Raw genomic sequence first — 439 nt, forward strand, 5'->3', positions numbered from 1 at the left:
GGACCGCGCCGCCCGCGAGGACGGTGCGGGGCCGGCGTCCGGCGGAGCCGCCCATCGCCGTGAACAGGGACCGGCGGGCCTTGGGTGTGCTGCCGTAGCGGGGCACGAGCGGCCAGAACACGCGCCGGCCGAGCAGGACGAGGATCGCGGGCAGCAGCGTCAGCATGGCGAACAGCGCGCACAGCACGCCGACGGTGCCGAGCGGGCCCATGCCCCGGGTGGAGTTGAGGTCGGCGGCGAGCAGGCACAGCAGTCCGGCGGCGACGGTGCCGGAGGAGGCGAGCACGGCGGGCCCGCAGCCCTTGAGGGCGGCGGCCATGGCGTCGTGGGGCCGCTCGATGCGCCGTAGCTCCTCCCGGTAGCGGGAGACGAGCAGGAGCGCGTAGTCGGTCCCCGCCCCGAACACGAGGATCGTCATGATCCCGGAGCTCTGGCCGGA

General features: G+C 75.4%; 1 protein-coding gene. It reads right to left on the reverse strand.

Annotated features, from left to right (window positions below):
- The coding region (locus ACLZOT_RS50010) for an MMPL family transporter (protein ID WP_416975987.1) at positions 1–439 on the reverse strand (439 nt) is incomplete at both ends.

The sequence above is a fragment of the Streptomyces sp. 4F14 genome, from assembly GCF_048159485.1.
Taxonomy (GTDB): Bacteria; Actinomycetota; Actinomycetes; order Streptomycetales; family Streptomycetaceae; genus Streptomyces.